The organism is Novosphingobium album (ex Hu et al. 2023) (assembly GCF_022832385.1).
GTDB lineage: Bacteria > Pseudomonadota > Alphaproteobacteria > Sphingomonadales > Sphingomonadaceae > Novosphingobium > Novosphingobium album.
On record NZ_JALHLE010000025.1, the window covers coordinates 1 to 15,891 of the forward strand.

Consider the following 15,891-nt stretch of genomic DNA (forward strand, 5'->3'; position numbering starts at 1 on the left):
GCAGGCCGAGCGGGCCGCCGAGGGCGGCTGGACGCGCCCGCAGGTGGTCGAAGGGCTGTCGCTGGAAATCGAGGGCGGCAGGCATCCAGTCGTCGAAGCGGCCCTTGCGGCGCAGGGCGAGCGCTTCGTCGCCAACGACTGTCGTCTGGGCACGCATGACCGGCTCTGGCTGATCGGCGGCCCGAACATGGGTGGTAAGTCGACCTTCCTGCGCCAGAATGCACTGATCGTGCTGCTCGCGCAGGCGGGCGGTTTCGTGCCAGCCAAGTCCGCGCGCATCGGAATGGTGGACCGCCTGTTCAGCCGCGTCGGTGCTTCGGACAATCTCGCGCGCGGGCGTTCGACCTTCATGGTCGAGATGGTCGAGACCGCGGCGATTCTGGCGCAGGCGACCGAGAGCAGTTTCGTTATTCTCGATGAAGTCGGGCGCGGCACATCGACGTACGATGGTCTGGCATTGGCATGGGCAGTGGCCGAAGCGGTGCATGAGACGAACCGTTGCCGCTGCCTGTTCGCCACGCATTACCACGAACTGGCTCGGCTGGCAGAGACGTGCGAGGCGCTCTCGCTCCACCATGTCCGCGCACGCGAATGGAAGGGCGACCTCGTCCTGCTCCACGAACTGGCCGAAGGACCGGCTGATCGCAGCTACGGCCTTGCCGTGGCGCGGCTGGCGGGCGTGCCACCAAAGGTCATCAGCCGGGCGAAATCGGTGCTGGAGAAGCTCGAGAAGGGCCGTGCCGAAACCGGTGGTCTCGCGGCCGGATTGGGCGATCTGCCGCTCTTTGCCGCCGCCGAAGACGCGCGTGAGGAGCAATGCGACACGTTGCGTTCCCAACTGCGCGACATGGATGTCGATGCGCTTTCACCGCGCGATGCGCTCGAAGTGCTCTACGACCTCAAGCGCGAGGCGGGTACCGAACCTTAACCTTATTGGTCTATGCGTAAGCCATGATGTTCGGGCCGAAAATCTCGACAGTGTTCAAGAGCCGCTGGAACGCGCTGTTCTGGTCTGCGGGCGTTCTCCTAACCGCGTACTGCTCGGTGCCGTCGGCGGATCAGGTCTCCCAACAGGAGAAGGCCAAGGTCGCGGCGGCCAGTCATGACGATCACGTCAATCCCTGGGCCAAGGATTCGACCGCGCAGCCGTCAGGCGCGAAACGGCCTTAGCCCTTCGCTGGCCGGGACTCTATCCCGGCTTCCTGCCGTTCCGCGAAAACGCCCACCGGCTCGTGAAAGCTGGCGGGCGCCTTGTTTCGTGCAGAAAGGGTCAGCGGGTCGGGACCGGCTTCTCACCCGAGTAGTCGTAGAAGCCCTTGCCGCTCTTGCGGCCATACCAGCCTGCCTCGACGTACTTCTGCAGCAGCGGGGCGGGGCGGTACTTGGGATCGCCGGTGGTCGCGTGGAACACCTTCATGATCTCGTAGAGTGTATCGAGGCCGACGAAGTCCGACAGCGTGAGCGGACCCATCGGGTGGTTGAGGCCGATCTTGCAGCCCGCGTCGATGTCTTCGACCGAACCCAGCCCTTCGCCGAGGACGAAAATCGCCTCGTTCAGCATCGGGCACAGGATGCGGTTGACCACGAAGCCCGGCGCATCGCCTGCGAGGACGACGGTCTTGCCCAGCTTCTCGCCGAACGCTTTCATGCGGTCGGTGGTGTCCTGCGAAGTCGCAAGGCCGGGGATCACTTCGACAAGGCCCATGACCGGGACCGGGTTGAAGAAATGGAGGCCGCAGAAGCGGCTGGCGTCGGGCGACTGGGCGGCCATGCGGGTGATCGGGATCGAACTGGTGTTGGACGCCATGATTGCGCCGTCTTTCAGGACCTTGCCTGCGGCTTCGAAGATCTTGGCCTTGATGTCCTCACGCTCGGTCGCCGCTTCGATGATGAGGTCGCAGTCCGAAAGGGCGGCATAGTCACCGACGGGGGTAATGCGGGCGAGCAGCGCGTCGGCATCGGCCTGCGTCATCTTTTCCCTGGCGACGAGCTTTGAAAGGCCCTTGGCAATGCCTGCCTTGCCCTTCTCGGCGATTTCCAGGCTGATGTCCGTCAGGACGGCGTCCATGCCCTTGCTGGCAACAGTCTGGGCAATGCCCGCACCCATGATGCCCGCGCCGATGATACCGACTGTCTGCACGCTATACTCCCTCCATAGTCCGAATTTGCGCGGGGCCTAGCGGCTCGCGCCCGGCATGGGAAGCTAGCGATTCTGTCCGGGGACCCAAAGCACGTCGTCGGCCCCGTTGGCATTAACCGCCCGGGCGAGGACGAAAAGGTAGTCGCTGAGCCGGTTGATATAAGCGAGCGCCGCCGGGTTCACCGGCACCGATGCGGCGAGTGCCGTTGCCTTGCGCTCGGCGCTGCGGGCGGCTGCGCGGGCCACATGGACGCGGGCGGCGGCTTCGCTGCCACCGGGCAGTATGAAGCTTTTGAGCGGCTGCAAGTGCTCGTTGATCGCGTCGATTGCCGTCTCGAGCCATTCTGCTTGCGCGGCGACGACACGCAAGGTCATTTCGCCCGGCGTGAAATCCTCGCCCGGCGTGGCGAGATCGGCGCCGAGATCGAACAGGTCGTTCTGGATGCGCGTGAGCGTCGCGGCATGCGGCGAACCGGGCAGGGCGCAGACGGCGAGGCCGATCGCGCTGTTGGCTTCGTCGACCGCGCCGATGGCTTCCATGCGCGCGGCGTGCTTTGGCAGGCGCGATCCGTCGACGAGGCCGGTGGTCCCGTCGTCGCCGGTGCGCGTGTAGATCTTGTTCAGCCGGACCAAGGGAGTGGCAGTGCGCTTACCGGGCCATCGCCAGCAGGATCGCGCAAACGAGCACGGCTGCCGCCTGATACTTGATGCGGTTGAACATCATCTTGTTCTGCAGCACCTGGTTCGGCGTCGGCCCGGTCATGTTCGGATCGCGGTTGAGGTCTTCCCTGGTGCTGTTGATGAAGGCGACAATGCCGCGCACCAAGCTGACGACGACCATGATCATCAGAATGACGATGATGGGGACAAGGATGTAGTTCATAAGTCCTGATGTAGGCCCAAAGCTGTTGAATTGCCAGACAGGGAAATCCCGGCGGGGAAGCGGTGCGCGCGCAAGGCATCGGCGATGACGCGGCCATTTTCTCCGGCACGCCGCCGGTCCCCCAGCGAAGATGAGCCACGTCGCTTTGCCAGCTTCTTCCCGTTTGCTTCCACCAGCAACCCGTGGTGATGCCAGACCGGCACCGGCAGCCCGAGCAGCGCCTGCAGCAGGCGGTGGAGGTGGCTTGCCGGAAACAGGTCCATCCCGCGCGTGATCAGCGTAATTCCGTCGGCCGCGTCGTCCAGCGTGGCGGCGAGGTGGTAGCTGGCGGGCAGGTCCTTGCGCAGCAGCACGACATCGCCAAAAATCGCAGGAGTTGCGGCTTGCGGACCGGCCGTTTCGTCCACCCAATCGAGCGGTCCCGTCACGGCCATGGCCTTCGTGACGTCAAGCCGCCAGGCGGCACCTTCGGGCTCCACGTTTCGGTGGCGGCAGGTACCGGGATAGATCGGGCCGTCTGGTCCTAAGGCGGTTGCGGCCGCCGCGATTTCGGCGCGGGTGCAGCGGCAGGGATAGAGCAGGCCCATCGCTTTCAGCCGTTCTCCCGCCTCGGCATAGCGGGCGAGGCGCTGCGACTGGAAGGCGGCCTCGCCATCCCACTTGAGACCCAGCCATGTGAGATCAAGGAAGAATTCCTCGACGAATTCCGGGCGGCTGCGCTCACCGTCGATATCCTCGATCCGGAGGCGAAACTGGCCGCCCCTGTCGTGCGCCAGATCGTGTGCGACCACGGCCGCATAAGCGTGGCCAAGGTGCAGCGGGCCGTTGGGGCTGGGGGCGAAGCGGGTCACGATCATGCCGCAGCCTGCTTAGTCCCCTGCGCCACCGCTGCAAGCCTGTGGATTGTCAGGGTGCTGCAACAATGCCAGCTTGACGCAGACTCGCGCAAATGCTGCATATGCCCACATGCATTGCCATCAAACCGCAATGACGGCCTGCGACAGGAGGCCATGCTCAAGTCGGAGCTGATCGAGCGCGCGGCCCGGTTCCGCAGCGCGGAGGATGATCCCTCCCGAAGTCTTTCAGACTGCCCTGCCTTGGTGCTGAACGCGGATTACACCCCGCTTTCCTACTACCCGCTCAGTCTCTGGCCCTGGCAGACCGCGATCAAGGCGGTCGTGCTCGAGCGGGTCGATATCGTCTCCAGCTATGACCGCGCAGTTCACTCACCGAACTGGACGATGCAGATCCCCTCGGTGATTGCGCTTCGCCAGTACGTGAAACCCAGCGAGTTTCCGGCTTTCACGCGCTTCAATCTGTTCCTGCGTGATCGCTTCAGCTGTCAGTACTGCGGCAGCCCGCACAACCTGACATTCGATCACGTGATCCCGCGCCGCCTCGGCGGCAAGACGAGCTGGGAAAACATCCTCACCGCCTGCGCGCCCTGCAACCTGAAGAAGGGCGGTCGCACGCCGAAGCAGGCGAACATGCCTCCGCTGGTCCAGCCGATCCGCCCGACCAACTGGCAACTGCAGGAACGCGGCAAGGGCTTTCCGCCAAACTATCTGCACGAAACCTGGCGCGACTGGCTCTATTGGGATATCGAACTGGAAGAATAATGCTCTCAGTGAAGCGTTTCCGCTTTCCCTGAGGTTTCTTCGATTCCTGCATCCACCGCGCTCGTTACGGCCACGTCCATCGTCACGTTGGCCACGGTGCGCATGATGTCGGGCAGCATTTCCACTGCGACCAGAATGCCCAGCGGCCAGAGCGGCACGCCCATGGCAGCCGCGATCGGACCGGTCGAGGCGATGAAGCTGATGGTGCCGGGCAACGAGACGGTGCCGAAAGTCGTGATGAAGGCGACCACGCCGCCGGCCGCGATGGCAAGCGGGGTCAGGTGGTGGCCCGAGAGTGTCGCGGCGTAGATCACCACGCCCATGTTCATCGCCGGACTGGTTGCGCGGAAAAGCGTGACGGCCAACGGCAGGACGAATTCGGCGGTGGTCTGGCGAATGCCCAGTTCGCGGCACGAGGAGAGCATTGGCGGCAGGCTGGCGAGCGAGCTTTGCGTCGAGACTGCCACGACCTGCGCGGGCAGCACGGCGCGGGCGTAGGCGGAAAGGCGCTTGCGCCCGCCGATCACTGCCAGCGGATAACCGCAGAGCAGGAACACGGCCCCCAGCGTGGAAACGAGCACGATGTAATGCGCCAGCGCGCCGATCGCCGACAGGCCACTGCTGGCCGCCAGGGACAGGCCCAGCGCGAAGACGCCGAGCGGGGCTGCCCAGAGCACCCAGCCGATTACCACGATCATGGCGCCTGCCAGCCCTTCGAACAGCAAGGCAAGCTGGCGGCGCGGCGCTTCGGCCAGTCGCGTCGTCGCCAGCGCGAACAGCGCGACGAACACGATCACCGGCAGCATCGCATCCTCGGCCGCGGCGGAAACCACGTTGGATGGCACCAGCGAGGAGAGAAAGTCGCCAAGACCTGGGAGGGGAGTCCCCGCCGTCTTGGCGGCATTCGCAGACATGGCCATGGCAGGGGCGGGAAACAGCCGGATCAGCAGCGGCATCATCACCCCGCCAACCACGGTGCTGGCGGCCAGCACGCCCACGATCAGTCCCAGCGTCCGCTTGGCCATGGCACCTGCGTTCGCGGCGGCGGCGGTTTCGACGATGCCGGTAAACATCAGGCCGATCACCAGTGGCAGGATCGTCATCTTCAGGGCCTTGAGCCAGAAGGCGCCGAGCGGTCCGGCAATAGCCAGCAGCGGGTCGAGCGCTGGGGTGCCCCGCAGCATGGCCCCAAGCACCAGACCGGCGATCAGTCCGCCCAGTGTCAGCATGCCCGGCACGCGGATTTCGGGCAGGCGGGCGGCGCTGCTGGTTTCTGTCATGCGATCCCTTGTCAGTGAAGTATGTACGTGTCGAATTGCGTCACATTACCAGCCTGTCACGACATAGCAATTTGCTGGAACGGCGTGAGGGTATAGAGGGGCGTCATGAGCAAGCAGTTCTTCGGCACAGACGGCATTCGTGGCCGCACCAACCAGGGCGCGATGACCGCCGCTACCGCCATGAAAGTCGGCCAGGCGGCCGGCACCCGCTTCCTGCGGGGCACCCACCGCCACCGCGTGGTGATTGGCAAGGACACGCGCCTGTCCGGCTACATGCTGGAAAACGCGCTGGTGGCCGGATTCACGAGCGTGGGCATGGACGTGGTGCTGACTGGTCCGCTGCCGACGCCGGCGATCGCGCTGCTGACGCGCGAATTGCGTGCCGATGTGGGGGTGATGATCTCGGCCAGCCACAACCCCTACGAGGACAACGGCATCAAGCTGTTCGGTCCTGATGGCTTCAAGCTGTCTGACGAGGACGAACTGGCGATCGAGGGAATGCTGGCGCAGGATCTTTCGTTGGCTGACGCCGCCGAAATCGGGCGGGCGCGCCGCATCGATGACGCGCGCGGGCGCTATATCCACGCGGTGAAGGCCTCGCTGCCTTCGACAGTGCGGCTCGACGGACTCAAGATTGCGGTCGATTGCGCAAACGGCGCGGCATATCAGGTGGCGCCGTCCGCGTTCTGGGAACTCGGAGCGGAGATCATTGCTGTCGGCGTCAATCCCAATGGCAAGAACATCAACGACCGCTGCGGTTCCACCCACGTGGACCTGTTGCAGGAAACGGTGGTTTCCTCGGGCGCCGATATCGGCATCGCGCTCGACGGCGATGCCGACCGGCTGATCGTGGTCGATGAGAAGGGCCAGGTCGTCGATGGCGACCAGATCATGGCGTTGATCGGTACTCAGCTTGCCGCGCGCGGTGAACTGCGCGGCGGCGGGGTCGTGGCGACTGTCATGTCGAACCTCGGGCTCGAGCGGTTCCTGCAGGGGCAGGGGCTGACGCTCGAGCGCACCAAGGTCGGCGACCGCCACGTGCTCGAACGCATGCGGCAGGGCGGCTTCAACGTGGGCGGCGAGCAGTCGGGCCATATGATCCTGCTCGATCACGCGACCACCGGCGATGGCACGGTGGCGGCGCTGCAGGTGCTGGCCGCGCTGGTCCAGTCGGGCAAGCGGGCAAGCGAACTGCTGCACCTGTTCGATCCGGTGCCGCAACTGCTGCGCAACGTGCGCTTTGCGGGCGGCAAGCCGCTTGAAGCGGACAGCGTGAAGGCTGCCATCACCGATGCCGAGGCTTCGCTGAACGGCAAGGGGCGGCTGGTGATCCGCCCGTCGGGCACCGAACCGGTCATCCGCGTCATGGCCGAAGGCGACGATGCGGGTGAAGTGGAGGCTGCCGTGGCCTCGATCTGTCAGGCTGTCGAGGAGGCTGCGATATAATGGCTCTGGAAATGCGCCCCGATTGCGAACGCTGCGGTACCGACCTGCCCGCTGAGGCGCCCGGCGCCTTCATCTGCAGTTTCGAATGCACCTACTGCGCTGAATGCGCCGAGGACCTGGATGACATGTGCCCCAACTGCGGCGGCGAGCTGACCGACCGGCCGACGCGGGCGAAGAAGCATCACGATGCGCATCCGCCTTCGAAAGTGCGGCATTACAAGGGGTAGAGGGCGGGCAAGCTCACCCTTCGACAAGCTCAGGATGAGCGGACAGGGAAGTGCCATCCACACAACCCCGCTCATCCTGAGCTTGTCGAAGGATGCTCACGCCGCCTAGCGTAACGCCATGCAACCACCCCGCATCCTCTCCATCGCCGGGTCTGACAGTTCTGGCGGTGCCGGTATCCAGGCCGATATCAAGACGATCACCATGCTTGGCGGCTACGCCATGACCGCGATCACCGCGATCACGGCGCAGAACTCGCTGGGCGTGACCATGGTCGAAGCGCTCTCGCCGGAGATGGTCGGCGCGCAGATCGATGCCTGCGTGTCCGACATCGGTGTCGATGCTGTGAAGATCGGGATGCTGGGTTCGGCGGCTATTGCCCACGCCGTAGCGGACCGGGTCGAAGCGCTCGGTGTGCCGATCGTGTTCGACCCCGTCATGGTGGCTACCAGCGGCGCGCTTCTGGCAGATTCAGAGACCGTTGCGGCTTTTGCGCGATTGATGACCCTGGCCTCGCTCACCACGCCGAACGTCCTCGAACTTCATGCACTGGGCGGTCATGACGTCATGACGTCACGCGGCATTGCCTATCTTGCCAAGGGCGGTGATGCCGACGGCCAGATGGTGGAGGACCGGCTCGTCATGCCGGGCTGCGAACCGGTGGTCTGGGCCGCACCGCGGATCGATACCCGGCACAATCATGGCACCGGCTGCACCCTGTCGAGCGCCATTGCGACTGGCCTTGGCGCGGGGCTGCCACTGGAAGAGGCCATCGTACGCGGCCGCGCATTCGTTCGCGCTGCCCTCGAATCCGCGCCAGGCTACGGGGCGGGGCATGGGCCGATGGGGCATCAGGCGGTCAGGTAGGCTTCAACCGCAATCGAGGTCGTAGAACTCGCGGATCACCTGCCAGCCGTCTTCCGCGGTCTCGCACCAGCGGAACAGGTCGAGGTCACGGCGGTTGATCGTGCCTTCCTCGGCCAGTGCCTCGAAGTTGACGATGCGGTTCCAGAACTCCCGGCCGTAGAGCAGCACCGGGATGCGGCGCATCTTGCCGGTCTGGATCAGGGTGAGCAGTTCGAGCAGTTCGTCGAGCGTGCCGAAGCCGCCGGGGAACACCGCGACGCTGCGCGCGCGCAGCAGGAAGTGCATCTTTCTGAGTGCGAAGTAGTGGAACTGGAACGAGAGGCGCGGAGTCACGTAGGGGTTGGGCGCCTGCTCATGCGGCAGCACGATGTTGAGGCCGAGCGATTCTGCGCCCACTTCGCTGGCGCCCCGGTTGGCCGCTTCCATGATGCCGGGCCCGCCGCCCGAGCACACCACGAACTGGCGCATGCCCTTTTCCACGACCGCGCACTGGCTGGCGAGGTGGGCGAGCCTGCGTGCTTCAGTGTAATACTTCGATTTCTCCGCCAGCTTCTCTGCGACGGCCCTGTCCTCATCCGTCTGGGCCGCAGCCAGCAGCGCTTCGCACTTTTCGGGTGAGGGAATGCGGGCCGAGCCATAGAAAACCAGCGTCGATCCGATCTGCGCTTCTTCCAGCAGCATCTCGGTTTTGAGCAGTTCAAGCTGCAGGCGCACCGGGCGCAGTTCGTCGCGCAGCAGGAAATCGGTGTCGCGAAAGGCCAGCTGGTAGGCCGGATGTTCGGTCTGCAGCGTGCCGCCCTGCTGGTCGGCAAAGCCGACTTCCTGTTCGGCTTTGTAGAAACGGCGTTCCGATAGGATCTTTTCTTCTTTTTCTGTCATGGCTCATCCATGGCGGTTTGCAGGTACGGCGTCGAGCACAGATAAGCACACACCGGCTTGCACCGAATTCAACACCCTATAGGTTTGTTCCCGATGTTGACACGACGCCAGGCCGTCGCGGCGCTGGGCGCCGCTGCCGTTCCCTTTCCTTCCGTGCTTTCGGGCGCTGCCCCTGTCCGTTCCGTCCGCCCGCCGCGCCTGCGCGAAGGCGATGTGCTGGGGCTGGTCGCGCCTGCAGGTTTCATTGGCGACCGCTTCGGCCTCGCCGAAATCGAGAAGACGGTGCGTGCCATGGGCCTGATCCCCAAACCCGCGCCGCACATGCTGGAGCGCGAAGGTTATCTCGCGGGATCGGACGAGACGCGGGCGCGCGATCTGATGGCGATGTTCGCCGATGACGAAGTACGCGGGATCATGGCCGTGCGCGGTGGCTGGGGTTCGGCGCGGCTGCTGCCTCACCTCGATTTCACCACACTTGCCCGCAAGCCCAAGCTCTACGCAGGCTTCAGTGACAACACCGCGCTGCATCTTGCGTTTGCCGCGCGCACCGGGGTCCATTCGATTCATGGCCCCAATGCGACAGCATCCTGGCCGCCGGTGGCATGGGATGCGTTCCGAAGGCTCGCCTTCGAGGCGGAAATGCCCACGTATTCCGTGCCCTCCTCCGATGGCCCCAACCTCTCGGGCCGGGGCCCGGCCCTGCGCACACTGCGTGGCGGCAAAGCGAGCGGGCGGCTGCTCGGCGGCAATCTCACCGTACTTTCGGCGCTGGCTGGCACACCCTACCTGCCGGACTTCACCGACGCGATCCTGTTTCTGGAGGATACGAACGAGTCCGAATACCGGATCGACAGGATGCTGACCCAACTCGCGCTTGCGGGCATTCTGGGCAAGGTCGCGGGCGTGGTCTTTGGCCAGTGCACGCACTGCCAGAATCCAGACCCCGGCTATTCGAATTTCACGATCTACGAAGTGCTCGACCGGCAGTTTGCGAATCTCGGCGTGCCGGTCTTCCAGGGGGCACTGATCGGCCACATCGCGGCGCAGGTGAGCGTTCCGGTGGGCGTCATGGCAGAGATCGATGCCGACGTGGGTACCATCCGCATGCTGGAACCGGCCGTCGCCTGAGGTGGTACGTCCGGCCGCGTGGCGTCAGGCCGCTGCTGCGGAATCGAGGCCGAGGCCGTAGCTGGCGACGAGTTCTGCAAAGATGTCATTTTCCAGCGGTTCAGCGAACTCCAGTCCTGCGCAATGGTCGTTGGCCCAGGCAACAAAGGCAATCGCCGGACGGCATCCCGGCAGCGCGAGGCTGACGGCCTCGTCCGTCTGCAAAGGACCGATCCCCTCGATCCGCGCACCGAACGGGGTCAGGTCCTTGAGCATGACCGTGCTGCTGGCGAGATCACGGCGAAACCGGGCCATCATTTCCACTTGCTCACGCTGGTGACGGCGTTCGCCGGGATGGAATGCAGCCGGGCTCTCGGCGGGATCGTGCAAGGCCATTTCACGTCATCCTGAAATAATTGACCGCACCTGCTCGGCGCGTTCCACGGCAGTCCGGCTGACGTTGGAAAACCCCTTTGCGGTAACAAGTAAGACGGTAAACGCGACGGCAATTATAGGGGCATTCTGGACAGCCGCGGGCTTGCGGATTGGTGTTGCCGGACAAAGTTGTTCGCCGGGGCGGCGGAACGGCGCGAAAATCCGCGATCCCGGCCTCCATTATACGGATATTCGCCTAGTTAGCGGTCCTGATTGCATCAACCAGACATCCTTACTCTGCCGCTGTCTCCCGGAAAATCCCGGTGCTCCAAGTCTTTGCGAGGGTTTCAAGCGTGTCCATGGCCTCCCCGGAAGCCCGTCCGGTTCCAGTAGGAGTAGCGCCAGGCCCCGCCTTTCCTCCGGTGTCACCGGACAGCGTGTTTTCCGACAAGCGCGACTATCTGCTTCGCCAGTCCGGGATCGCCCGCTCGCTGGGGTCGCCTTTCGTGGGCGACGTTCTGGCAGCTGCGCGCCGGCAGCTGTTCCGCGCGTCTGAACTCGAGGCTTTGATTGCAGGCTGGCCCGGCGATCCGGCGGCCAGCGCTATGTCGTTGCGGCTCAACGCGGGCCTGCATGCGCTGGCGCGGCGCGGCACTTTTCCTGACCTGTCCGCGCTCTACGCGGGTATCCATCAGGATTTTGACCGCGCGGTCGGTGAAGCTCTCGAACTGGGCGAGCGCACGCTGCTGGTCTGGATGGGCCATCCTACGCAGACAAACGAAGTGCGCAGGTCGAGCGCGTTCATGGCCGCACTCGCAGTGCTGGCGAACCGCTATGGCCTGCCCGTCGAACTGCTCGAGATCGGGGCCAGCGCCGGACTGAACCTGCTCCTCGACAACTACGGACACAATCTTGGCGGACACACATTCGGTGATCCCGCATCGCCGCTGCAACTCGCGCCGCAATGGCAGGGGGCGGCCCCGCCTCAGGCAGACGTGAGGATTGCATCTGCCCGGGGTGTCGACCTGAGGCCGCTGCGCCTTGATGACCCGCACACCCGTGAGCGCCTGATGTCCTACGTCTGGCCGGGTGACGAAGTACGTTCCGAATGCCTGAGCCAAGCCATGCTGCTGGCGCGCGATTCGATTCCGGTTGTCGATCGGGCCAACGCGGTGACCTGGCTTGCCGACCGCCTTGCCCAGCCACAGGCGCCTGGAACGGTGCGGGTGGTCCAGCATTCGATGGTGATGCAGTACCTGCCCGAGGAAGATCTCCATGCCGCGCGCGATACGATCCGCGCGGCAGGTCGCCGGGCCACGCCGGACCGGCCGCTGGCACGGATGGGGCTCGAATGGGACCTGGGGCGTACCGAAGTCTCGCTAACCCTGAGCCACTGGTGCGGGGATTCGGCGGACGGTGAGCGGATCACGCTGGCCATCTGCCATCCCTATGGCGCGTCGATTGACTGGCATGGACCGTCTGCCTCGACGTAAACACCATTTCCAACGGTCTTTCGCTGTGTGATCGGCGGGGGCCCTTTATCTTTTTGGGTTGCGTGGCAGCCGATCAGCCCTGCCCGTAAACCGTCGTCACATAAGCGGCGAGAAACGAGGCGGTGTCGACCAAGGCATGGGCGATCACCAATGCCCACAGATTGCCGCGCAGGCGCAGGCGCAGCCACCCGAAGAACAGGCCGATCGAGCCGGTCACTATGATCCCGCTCGCGCCGCCTTCGTAGATATGCGGCAGTCCAAAGACTGTCGCCTGCAGCGTGACCGCCAGCCATGCGCGGCCCTGAATGCCGGGCAGGCGCGTCAAGCGGTCAAGCAGAAAGCCGCGCCACATCAGTTCCTCGCCGAAACCTGCGACAAACCATCCTACCGCTACGACCCAAAAAACGAGGTTGAGCGCACTCTCTGTCACGTGTTTGATCACCAGCCCGGCTTCCACCGCTGGCAGGCCGGCGAGATGGGCCAGCCATGCGCAGAGTTGGAACCACAGCTGGATGCCGATGGCAGAGGCAACCGCAATACCGAGCGTGCCAGGCCAGCTGGCTGGCAATGACAGGTCCCATGCTTCGGCTACTGCCCGGTCGCTGCGCAGCCAGAGCCACGCAACGAACAGTCCCGCAGCCATGCTGGTGACGGCCGATAGCCCCAGCCCGAGCGCGGAATCCATGCCGAAGAACAATACCGGCGGAGCCGAGGCGAGGCAGTAAGCAAGTATCACGCTGACAAATTGCAGCAGGAACCGCCCCCAGCCGAGCGGGCGCGGCGCAGCGACGCCGGGAGGCCGGATTCCTGCGCTTGCAGGATCGATTGGGGGTGTGTTGCCGCTCACGCGGTGAGCCTAGATGGCCGGGTTTGACGGTGCAAGCGGATTGGCGCCGGTGCACATTGTCTGTGCAAAGGCCAACCTGCCCGTGACAGATTGCGAAAGGGGCCGCGCAAGCCATGCCTGCGCGGCCCCTTTTCCTGAGCTTGGCGGATGAACCGGCCTGTCAGAATTCCGACCAGTCATCCTCGCTCGTCTGCACTGCCAGGTTGCCGACCACGCGCGGTGTGGCAGCGGCTTTAGGCGCCTGGACGGGCCTGGGAGCAGGTGCCGCCGGACGCGGGGTCGCAGCGGCCGGCGCGGCCTTGCGGAAGGAAGGGCTGTCATCGACCTTGAAGGTCGAGAACGCCTCGAACAGCTGCTGGGCTTCGCGTGCGAGCATTTCGGTGGCGGCGGTGGTCTCCTCGACCATGGCCGCGTTCTGCTGGGTCATCGCGTCCATCGCGCTGATCGCTTCGTTGACCTTGAGCAGACCGGTCGACTGCTGCTCGGCAGCTTCGGCCATGGCCTCGATCGATTCCGACACGCTGGAGACGCGCTCGATGATGCGGTTGAGCGAGCCGCCGGTGTCGTTGACGAGGCCGACGCCCGAAGTCACGTGATCGGTCGCAGCCAGAATGCGCGACTTGACGTCAGAGGCTGCATCGGCGGCGCGCTGGGCCAGTGCCCGCACTTCCGATGCAACGACCGCGAAGCCCTTGCCAGCATCGCCGGCGCGCGCCGCTTCGACGCCCGCGTTGAGGGCCAGCAGGTTGGTCTGGAAGGCGATGCCGTCGATCACGGTGATGATCTCGGCGATTTCCTTGGTGGCCTGATCAATGCCGTGCATGGCCTCGATCGCGCGCTGAACGACGGCGCCGCCCTGTTCGGCTTCGCCGCGTGCTTCGCTCATGGCCTTGTTGGCCTGGGCGACGATACCGGCACTCTCGCCGACCTTGCGGGTGATCTCGTCCATGGCCGCGGCGGAGGACTGCAGGCGGGCAGCCTGTTCCTCGGAGCGGTTGGACAGGTCGGTGGTCGCCTGCCGGATCTCGGACGAGCCGGTGGAAATCGAATCGATGCTGCCGCGCACCGAACCCATGACCGAGCAGAGCTGGTCGAGCGCGTTGTTGAAGTCGCGGGCGACCGACGAGAAGGCGTCGGGCAGGTCGTTGAGCCTTGCACGCAGGTCGGACTGCGAGAGGTCGTGCAGCTTGTCGCCGATCTCGGCCATGGCCTTTTCGCGGTCCTTGTCCGCCGCGATCTTGGCAATCGCCTCGTCGCGGAAGACCAGCACGGCGCGGGCCATGTTGCCCAGTTCGTCGACGCGCTCGGTGCCGGGCACCGAGATGTCGTTGCGGCCGTCGGCCAGCGCGGCCATCGTATCCGTCAGCTCGCCGACCGGAGCGGCGATGTCGCGGCTCAGCTTGCGCTGCAGGGCTACTGCCACGCCAATCAGGGCCAGGCCGCCGATCGCGAGCGCAATCCACGCCGTGGTGATGGCGCCGGACTGCCCGTCGGATTCTTCCTTGAGCTGGGCTTCTTCGTAGTCGCGCAGGTCACGCAGCGGCAGTACGGCGGCGCTTACCAGTGCGTTTTTGCCGGCGTCGCGGACGCGCTCGGCAGCTTCCTGCAGCTGGCCCTGCTTGACGATTTCAATCGACTTGTCACCCCAGTCCGCGCGCCACTTGAGCGTTTCCGCGCGTGATTCGAGCAATTTGTCCTTCATTTCCGGATTGGTCAGGAGGTTTTCCAGCTCTGCCGAAACCTCGTCATACTGGTCACGGCCTTCGTAGTACGACTTGAGGTAGGTGTCGTCTCCGGTCACCAGGTATCCGCGCATCTGGCTGTTCTGGCGCAGAATCTGCGTTTCCAGTTCCAGTGCCTTGGAGTGGATGTCCTGGTGGAAGTTGGTCCGCTCGGTGGATCGGCTGATCATCACGATGTTGATGGCAAAGACCAACATCATGATCGCCGCCGAGAGGTTGATCGCGACGAATGCGACCGCCAACTTCTTCGGGATGTTCAACGAGCTGAGCATGTTTTCAATCCAATCTGGTATTCGTTTGCTTCCAGGGGGCCGGCCGCGGCACACTCTGCGCCGCGGCCGGAAGAACCTCAGAAGTTGAAGCGCAGCGAGGTAGAGATGGTGCGCGGATTGATGGTCCGTGCAGTCACCACGCCGCTCGACGGGATGTAGTCCTCGTTCACTTCGACAAGACCAAGAACGTCAAACAGGTTGTTGGCGTTAAGCATGATCGAGACGCGATCGGTAGGACGATACTGAACGAACGCATTGGTAACGACGTAGCCCGGCATTTTGAGCTGGTTCGTGTCGCTGGCGAAGCTGCTGGTTGTGCCATAGAAGTTGGCGCCGACCGTGAAGCGCTCGGTTTCCACTTGCGGGGTGACCTGGAAGATCAGATCCGCCTGGTGCTTCGGCGTATTGCCGACCTTGGAAGAGTCGTAGCTGTCCTTGGTGATTTCCGCCTGGGTCCAGGTCGCGCCGCCGTTCAGCAGGAAAATGCCCCTGCGATAGCTGCCCTCGAACTCGACGCCATAGGCGCGGTACGCGCGCTCGAGACCGATATTGTGCTCGCCGGTCTTCGCCCAGAACCCGGTTACATAGGCTTCGACGTTGTCGGAACGGTACTTCACGCCGCCCTCGGCCTGCTTGACCGGGTCATAGGCTGCCGAAGGTACCAGAAGCTGGCCGCTAACCGGGCTGACGTAGTTGGCGAACAGGATGCGGTCGGC

Annotated in this window: 18 protein-coding genes; 8 read left to right on the plus strand and 10 right to left on the minus strand. The window is 64.5% G+C overall.

Translation table 11 applies throughout. The features are described 5' to 3' along the window. Window positions 1-928, plus strand: a 928-nt coding sequence (locus MTR64_RS15410; protein WP_419144954.1) for a MutS-related protein, incomplete at its 5' end; no start/stop codon positions are given. Between the two features lie 23 nt (window positions 929-951). Then, a complete protein-coding gene (locus MTR64_RS15415) occupies window positions 952-1,170 on the plus strand; it encodes a hypothetical protein (RefSeq protein ID WP_243995231.1) in 219 nt (72 codons plus the stop codon). A 100-nt stretch (window positions 1,171-1,270) separates the two neighbouring features. Here MTR64_RS15415 and MTR64_RS15420 read toward each other — a convergent pair whose 3' ends face one another. The 4 genes from MTR64_RS15420 to gluQRS all read right to left on the minus strand — a co-directional run bounded on the left by MTR64_RS15420 (window position 1,271) and on the right by gluQRS (window position 3,880). Further along, window positions 1,271-2,140 carry a 3-hydroxyacyl-CoA dehydrogenase family protein gene (locus MTR64_RS15420; protein WP_243995233.1) on the minus strand — a complete coding sequence of 290 codons (870 nt, stop codon included), beginning with the start codon at window positions 2,138-2,140 and terminating at the stop codon, window positions 1,271-1,273. 63 nt (window positions 2,141-2,203) lie between these two features. Further along, the gene (locus MTR64_RS15425; RefSeq protein ID WP_243995235.1) at window positions 2,204-2,773 is read right to left on the minus strand and encodes a cob(I)yrinic acid a,c-diamide adenosyltransferase; all 570 of its coding nucleotides are present in this window, start codon (window positions 2,771-2,773) and stop codon (window positions 2,204-2,206) included. Window positions 2,774-2,789: 16 nt separating this feature from the next. Continuing rightward, a complete protein-coding gene (locus MTR64_RS15430) occupies window positions 2,790-3,023 on the minus strand; it encodes an HIG1 domain-containing protein (protein WP_243995237.1) in 234 nt (77 codons plus the stop codon). Next, window positions 3,020-3,880, minus strand: a complete 861-nt coding sequence (gene gluQRS, locus MTR64_RS15435; RefSeq protein ID WP_243995239.1) for a tRNA glutamyl-Q(34) synthetase GluQRS — start codon at window positions 3,878-3,880, stop codon at window positions 3,020-3,022. The genes MTR64_RS15430 and gluQRS overlap by 4 nt, the downstream gene beginning before the upstream one ends. A gap of 153 nt (window positions 3,881-4,033) precedes the next feature. Here gluQRS and MTR64_RS15440 point away from each other — a divergent pair, with 153 nt between their 5' ends. Beyond that, complete coding sequence (locus tag MTR64_RS15440; protein WP_243995242.1) at window positions 4,034-4,642, plus strand: HNH endonuclease; 609 nt, start codon at window positions 4,034-4,036, stop codon at window positions 4,640-4,642. Window positions 4,643-4,647: 5 nt separating this feature from the next. Here MTR64_RS15440 and MTR64_RS15445 read toward each other — a convergent pair whose 3' ends face one another. Then, entirely contained in the window at window positions 4,648-5,922 is a 1,275-nt protein-coding gene (locus tag MTR64_RS15445; RefSeq protein WP_243995244.1) for a dicarboxylate/amino acid:cation symporter, read from the minus strand. 105 nt (window positions 5,923-6,027) lie between these two features. On the opposite strand from MTR64_RS15445, the gene glmM reads away from it, so the two are divergent. The 3 genes from glmM to thiD all read left to right on the plus strand — a co-directional run bounded on the left by glmM (window position 6,028) and on the right by thiD (window position 8,460). Then, window positions 6,028-7,368, plus strand: a complete 1,341-nt coding sequence (glmM, locus tag MTR64_RS15450; RefSeq protein ID WP_243995246.1) for a phosphoglucosamine mutase — start codon at window positions 6,028-6,030, stop codon at window positions 7,366-7,368. Then, window positions 7,368-7,595, plus strand: a complete 228-nt coding sequence (locus MTR64_RS15455; protein WP_243995248.1) for a DUF1272 domain-containing protein — start codon at window positions 7,368-7,370, stop codon at window positions 7,593-7,595. Before glmM ends, MTR64_RS15455 begins: the two co-directional genes overlap by 1 nt. Before the next feature lie 118 nt (window positions 7,596-7,713). Beyond that, window positions 7,714-8,460: a bifunctional hydroxymethylpyrimidine kinase/phosphomethylpyrimidine kinase gene (gene thiD / locus MTR64_RS15460; RefSeq protein ID WP_243995250.1), complete on the plus strand. Its 747-nt coding sequence runs from the start codon at window positions 7,714-7,716 to the stop codon at window positions 8,458-8,460. Window positions 8,461-8,463: 3 nt separating this feature from the next. On the opposite strand, the gene MTR64_RS15465 is transcribed toward thiD, so the two are convergent. Next, a complete protein-coding gene (locus MTR64_RS15465) occupies window positions 8,464-9,339 on the minus strand; it encodes an LOG family protein (RefSeq protein ID WP_243995252.1) in 876 nt (291 codons plus the stop codon). A gap of 93 nt (window positions 9,340-9,432) precedes the next feature. Here MTR64_RS15465 and MTR64_RS15470 point away from each other — a divergent pair, with 93 nt between their 5' ends. Continuing rightward, on the plus strand, window positions 9,433-10,467 hold the full coding sequence (locus tag MTR64_RS15470) for a S66 peptidase family protein (protein WP_243995254.1): 1,035 nt from the start codon (window positions 9,433-9,435) through the stop codon (window positions 10,465-10,467). Between the two features lie 24 nt (window positions 10,468-10,491). Here MTR64_RS15470 and MTR64_RS15475 read toward each other — a convergent pair whose 3' ends face one another. Further along, the gene (locus MTR64_RS15475; protein WP_243995257.1) at window positions 10,492-10,842 is read right to left on the minus strand and encodes a hypothetical protein; all 351 of its coding nucleotides are present in this window, start codon (window positions 10,840-10,842) and stop codon (window positions 10,492-10,494) included. A 401-nt stretch (window positions 10,843-11,243) separates the two neighbouring features. Here MTR64_RS15475 and MTR64_RS15480 point away from each other — a divergent pair, with 401 nt between their 5' ends. After that, entirely contained in the window at window positions 11,244-12,314 is a 1,071-nt protein-coding gene (locus tag MTR64_RS15480) for a DUF2332 domain-containing protein (protein ID WP_243995259.1), read from the plus strand. A gap of 73 nt (window positions 12,315-12,387) precedes the next feature. Here MTR64_RS15480 and MTR64_RS15485 read toward each other — a convergent pair whose 3' ends face one another. The 3 genes from MTR64_RS15485 to MTR64_RS15495 form a co-directional block, all read right to left on the minus strand. Beyond that, complete coding sequence (locus MTR64_RS15485; protein WP_243995261.1) at window positions 12,388-13,161, minus strand: CPBP family intramembrane glutamic endopeptidase; 774 nt, start codon at window positions 13,159-13,161, stop codon at window positions 12,388-12,390. Window positions 13,162-13,321: 160 nt separating this feature from the next. Continuing rightward, entirely contained in the window at window positions 13,322-15,145 is a 1,824-nt protein-coding gene (locus MTR64_RS15490) for a methyl-accepting chemotaxis protein (RefSeq protein WP_243995263.1), read from the minus strand. 107 nt (window positions 15,146-15,252) lie between these two features. After that, window positions 15,253-15,891 (minus strand): TonB-dependent receptor domain-containing protein (locus MTR64_RS15495; RefSeq protein WP_243995266.1); only part of this gene is annotated, 639 nt, incomplete at its 5' end.

Bases quoted from the DNA above. Each gene is read 5' to 3' on its own strand.
- gluQRS (WP_243995239.1), bottom strand. From the start codon at position 3,880: ATGATCGTGACCCGCTTCGCCCCCAGCCCCAACGGCCCGCTGCACCTT.
- glmM (WP_243995246.1), top strand. From the start codon at position 6,028: ATGAGCAAGCAGTTCTTCGGCACAGACGGCATTCGTGGCCGCACCAAC.
- MTR64_RS15455 (WP_243995248.1), top strand. From the start codon at position 7,368: ATGGCTCTGGAAATGCGCCCCGATTGCGAACGCTGCGGTACCGACCTG.
- MTR64_RS15445 (WP_243995244.1), bottom strand. From the start codon at position 5,922: ATGACAGAAACCAGCAGCGCCGCCCGCCTGCCCGAAATCCGCGTGCCG.
- MTR64_RS15470 (WP_243995254.1), top strand. From the start codon at position 9,433: ATGTTGACACGACGCCAGGCCGTCGCGGCGCTGGGCGCCGCTGCCGTT.
- thiD (WP_243995250.1), top strand. From the start codon at position 7,714: ATGCAACCACCCCGCATCCTCTCCATCGCCGGGTCTGACAGTTCTGGC.
- MTR64_RS15430 (WP_243995237.1), bottom strand. From the start codon at position 3,023: ATGAACTACATCCTTGTCCCCATCATCGTCATTCTGATGATCATGGTC.
- MTR64_RS15475 (WP_243995257.1), bottom strand. From the start codon at position 10,842: ATGGCCTTGCACGATCCCGCCGAGAGCCCGGCTGCATTCCATCCCGGC.
- MTR64_RS15440 (WP_243995242.1), top strand. From the start codon at position 4,034: ATGCTCAAGTCGGAGCTGATCGAGCGCGCGGCCCGGTTCCGCAGCGCG.
- MTR64_RS15415 (WP_243995231.1), top strand. From the start codon at position 952: ATGATGTTCGGGCCGAAAATCTCGACAGTGTTCAAGAGCCGCTGGAAC.
- MTR64_RS15465 (WP_243995252.1), bottom strand. From the start codon at position 9,339: ATGACAGAAAAAGAAGAAAAGATCCTATCGGAACGCCGTTTCTACAAA.